The 4,446-nt window shown below is 45.0% G+C and carries 3 protein-coding genes and 1 pseudogene; 2 read left to right on the forward strand and 2 right to left on the reverse strand.

Features of this window, described 5'->3' with window-relative positions; translation table 11 throughout:
* The first annotated feature begins 219 nt into the window (after window positions 1–219).
* Window positions 220–636 carry a hypothetical protein gene (locus tag ACLFWI_RS27455; RefSeq protein ID WP_446415572.1) on the forward strand — a complete coding sequence of 139 codons (417 nt, stop codon included), beginning with the start codon at window positions 220–222 and terminating at the stop codon, window positions 634–636.
* A 41-nt stretch (window positions 637–677) separates the two neighbouring features.
* Here ACLFWI_RS27455 and ACLFWI_RS27460 read toward each other — a convergent pair.
* Both ACLFWI_RS27460 and ACLFWI_RS27465 read right to left on the reverse strand, forming a co-directional pair.
* Window positions 678–734 (reverse strand): annotated as a pseudogene (locus ACLFWI_RS27460) (hypothetical protein); the annotation flags it as partial.
* Window positions 735–769: 35 nt separating this feature from the next.
* A complete protein-coding gene (locus tag ACLFWI_RS27465) occupies window positions 770–1,000 on the reverse strand; it encodes a DUF433 domain-containing protein (protein ID WP_446415570.1) in 231 nt (76 codons plus the stop codon).
* A 545-nt stretch (window positions 1,001–1,545) separates the two neighbouring features.
* Between ACLFWI_RS27465 and uvrA the strand changes: the two genes are divergently transcribed.
* Window positions 1,546–4,446, forward strand: a 2,901-nt coding sequence (uvrA, locus tag ACLFWI_RS27470; RefSeq protein ID WP_446415571.1) for an excinuclease ABC subunit UvrA, incomplete at its 3' end; no start/stop codon positions are given.

Raw genomic sequence — 4,446 nt, forward strand, 5'->3', positions numbered from 1 at the left:
GTCGCGCTGAGGGAGGAATTTCTGGCACAGAAATGCGGCGTAGACTGGGATTGAGTAATGAAGATATTTTTTAGTTATATAAGCCATATATCATCCACCAGCCCAAACACAATCCTTATCCGGAGTGTTATACAATCTAAAAAATATCAATCTTGACTGCCCCGATAATCGCTAATTAAAATATAAACAAGTAAAATTTTTTAGGTAGACTAGCGAGGTATGAGTTCAGTTGCTGACCAATTAGCTAATAGTCCGATTGAACGGTGGGTTAAGAAAGTCGAGTTTGTTAGTTCTGCTAATCTTGAAGACATAGAGGGCAGTGCATCGGGTGTGTATACTTTTAATGAACTGGTTGAAGTTACAGACAGAGAACAACTGGCGAAACGCTCTAAGCCCTCCTATCATTGGCAACCTGACGCTCATGAAAGATGGTGGCGTATTTGGTTTAAGGAGTCTAATCTAACAATTAAAATTGATTTACATTCCTCTGGCGGTAAATATCAAATGAATATGTATGAAATTGACTTGGAGCAGTGTTTAAGTGCAACAAGCTTTGTTGAGTGGATATACGCTGCAACCTTACATAAGCAGTGGGCTTGCCCAGAAATGCTTTGGGCTGCAATACAAAACTCTTGAACCTTGGCAAATTCCCAAATATCACTATCATCAGCTTCAGTCATACCCTCAAATTGAACATGACTAGAATCTGGGAAAATATCTGCAAGCCTACTCACCAGTTTACGGCTTAGGTTTTGGTCAAACAATAGCTTCAAGTCTCACCTACCACAGCAATAAGACGACGTTCCCGATCAGCCGCAAATGCCAAACACGCTCGGATATCTTCCTCTGTCAACTCCGGGAAATCATCTAAGATTTCTGCATGAGACATTCCCGACGCTAACCAGCCCAACACATCATACACGGTAATCCGCATTCGTCTAATACAAGGCTTCCCGCCACGCTTACCCGGTTCGATGGTGATGATGTTTCTATAACTCATAACTCAGTTAAATTGAGTAGTCTTGATTATCTCAGTCTATTACAAAGGAGTATCTAATCAATACGTATTTAAGTTGAAGGTTCAAACTCTGGGCTAAGATAAACTGTTTATTAAAATGGACTAACACTAAAAATGCAGTCGTCTTTAGACGACTTTCGCTTTTGGTTCCTTGGGTTTGAACCCAAGGCGGTTGATGAGATGATGAAACTTCCTGACCGCAACTATAAATTATTATCTTATCTACTATCGCCTCAAAAACCTCTGCGTCCCTCTGCGTAAACCTCTGCGCCCCTCTGCGTTAAAAAAACACATCGCTTCCCAGGAACAAAACCCCAACAACAACCCGACGGGAGCATCCGAAATCTAGAAACCTACGAAAGTCAGGGCGGGTTTAGTCACATCCCTTGTGCAACCGAAAAGATAGTCGTGAAACCCACCCCTACAGAGGCACCACATACCGTCAACAGCAAGAACAACGCCACCCAAACAACCAATGACAGAGGCAACGCTAAGATCATCAAGGACTATTACCCGCCATTGCCCTCATGTCTGATCCAACCCCGATCGCCTCCAACCCTACCCCATCTCTCAATGGAAACCAACCCCCCAGCCAAAACACCATCCGCATCCGGGGAGCCAGACAACATAACCTGAAAAACATTAACCTCGATCTCCCGCGCGATCGCTTAATCGTTTTCACAGGTGTCTCCGGTTCCGGTAAATCCTCTCTCGCCTTCGATACCATCTTCGCTGAAGGACAACGCCGCTATGTGGAATCCCTCAGCGCCTATGCGCGTCAATTCCTGGGACAATTGGATAAACCGGATGTAGACGCCATTGAAGGCTTAAGCCCTGCAATCTCCATTGACCAAAAATCCACATCCAATAATCCTCGTTCTACCGTGGGTACGGTTACCGAGATTTACGATTACCTGCGCCTGTTATTTGGTCGCGCTGGAGAACCCCACTGTCCGATCTGCGATCGCAACATCGCCCCCCAAACCATTGACCAAATGTGCGATCGCGTCATGGAACTCCCCGATCGCACCAAGTTCCATATCCTCGCCCCTGTCGTTCGAGGCAAAAAAGGCACCCATAAGAAGCTACTTTCCAGTTTAGCCGCCGAAGGATTTGTGCGCGTCCGCGTTGATGGCGTGATCCAAAATCTTTCTGATCAGATTGACTTGGATAAAAATTATACCCACACCATTGAAGTGGTGATTGACCGCCTAATTAAAAAGCCCGGACTACAGGAACGTTTAACCGACTCCCTAGCCACTTGTCTAAAGCTTAGCAGTGGAATTGCGGTGATCCAGGTATTAAATGATACATCGGCAGAGTCAGCCGGAGTCCGACCAGACTCAAATTATATACGTACTGACGAAAAAAATGCAAGGTCTTCCGAACAACAAATCCCCCAAGAAATCGTCTTTTCAGAAAACTTTGCTTGTCCCGAACATGGCGCTGTCATGGAGGAGTTATCCCCTAGACTGTTTTCCTTTAACTCCCCCTATGGCGCTTGTCCTCACTGTCACGGATTAGGCAATTTACGCACCTTTTCTCCAGAACTCGTTGTCCCCGAACCCAGCCAACCGATATACTGTGCGATCGCGCCTTGGTCAGAGCGAGATAATTCCTATTACTTATCCCTACTCTACAATATTGGACAAGCTTATGGCTTTGAACTGGGAACACCCTGGCAGAAACTGAATTCCGAACAGAAACAGGTGATTCTCTACGGGGCGGATAATCCAATTTGGATTGAAGAGTATAACGACTACCGCCGTTATCGGGGGGTACTTCCGATCCTGCAAAAGCAATATGATGAAACCAGTTCGGATACTTATAAGCAGAAACTAGAGCAATATTTAGTCGATCAACCTTGTGAAGTCTGTAAAGGAAAACGGTTAAAGCCAGAAGCCCTAGCGGTAAGGCTGGGACAGTATCGGATTACTGATTTAATTGAGGTTTCTATTAGCGAAATTCGCCAACGGATTGACCAATTCCAACTCTCATCCCGTCAGGCAAAAATAGGCGAACTCGCCCTTAAAGAAATTAAAGCTCGATTGCAATTTCTCTTAGATGTCGGCTTAGATTATCTTACCCTAGATCGGGCGGCGATGACCCTTTCTGGAGGAGAAGCTCAAAGAATTCGTCTAGCGACTCAGATTGGCGCAGGATTAACGGGGGTTCTTTATGTATTAGATGAACCGAGTATTGGGTTACATCAACGAGATAATGGGCGGTTATTAGCCACATTGCAGAAATTACGGGATTTAGGGAATACCTTAATTGTCGTTGAACATGATGAAGAAACCATTCGCACCGCTGATTGGATTATTGATATTGGTCCTCAGGCGGGAATTCATGGTGGCGACATTGTGGTTCAGGGGAATTTCACAGAATTACTCAATAGTGAAACCTCGTTAACGGGAGCATATTTATCTGGACGACAGGTTATTGAAACACCAGGAAAACGGCGGGAAGGTAACGCGCGATCGCTGGTTCTTAAAAATGCTCATCGAAATAATCTTAAACATATCGATGTGGAGATTCCTTTAGGTAAGTTGGTTTGCATTACTGGGGTTTCCGGTTCCGGGAAATCCACCTTAGTGAATGAACTTCTTTATCCGGCGTTGCAACATCACCTGAGTCAAAAGATACCGTTTCCAAAAGAGTTGGATAAGGTCAAGGGATTGAATGCAATAGATAAAGCGATTGTCATTGATCAATCCCCAATTGGTAGAACCCCCCGTTCTAATCCCGCCACTTATACCGGGGTATTTGATGTGATTCGCGGACTCTTTGCGGAAACTATTGAAGCCAAAGCCAGAGGGTATAAAGCTGGACGGTTTTCATTTAACGTTAAAGGGGGACGCTGCGAAGCCTGTGGCGGACAGGGGGTTAATGTAATTGAAATGAATTTCCTCCCCGATGTTTATGTGCAATGTGAGGTATGTAAAGGCGCCAGATATAACCGAGAAACGTTGCAGGTTAAATATAAGGGATATTCAATTGCTGATGTTTTAAATATGACAGTGGAGGAGGCGCTGGAAGTATTTAAGAATATCCCTCGTGCGGTGAATCGCTTACAAACTCTCGTGGATGTGGGGTTAGGATATGTACATTTAGGACAACCTGCACCTACTTTATCCGGGGGAGAAGCGCAACGAGTAAAATTGGCGACGGAGTTATCGCGACGGGCGACAGGAAAGACGTTGTATTTAATTGATGAACCGACAACGGGGTTATCGTTTTATGATGTGCATCATTTATTAAATGTGTTGCAGCGATTGGTGGATAAAGGGAATTCGGTGTTGGTGATTGAGCATAATTTAGATGTGATTCGTTGTAGTGATTGGGTCATTGATTTGGGTCCGGAAGGTGGGGATAAAGGCGGAGAAGTGATTGCGGTGGGGACACCGGAGGATGTGGCGGAGAATGAA

The sequence above is a fragment of the Coleofasciculus sp. genome, assembly GCF_046539235.1.
In the GTDB taxonomy this organism is placed as follows: Bacteria; Cyanobacteriota; Cyanobacteriia; order Cyanobacteriales; family Coleofasciculaceae; genus Coleofasciculus.

Coding starts and splice junctions, on each gene's coding strand:
- ACLFWI_RS27455 (WP_446415572.1), top strand. CDS start 220: ATGAGTTCAGTTGCTGACCAATTAGCTAATAGTCCGATTGAACGGTGG.
- ACLFWI_RS27465 (WP_446415570.1), bottom strand. CDS start 1,000: ATGAGTTATAGAAACATCATCACCATCGAACCGGGTAAGCGTGGCGGG.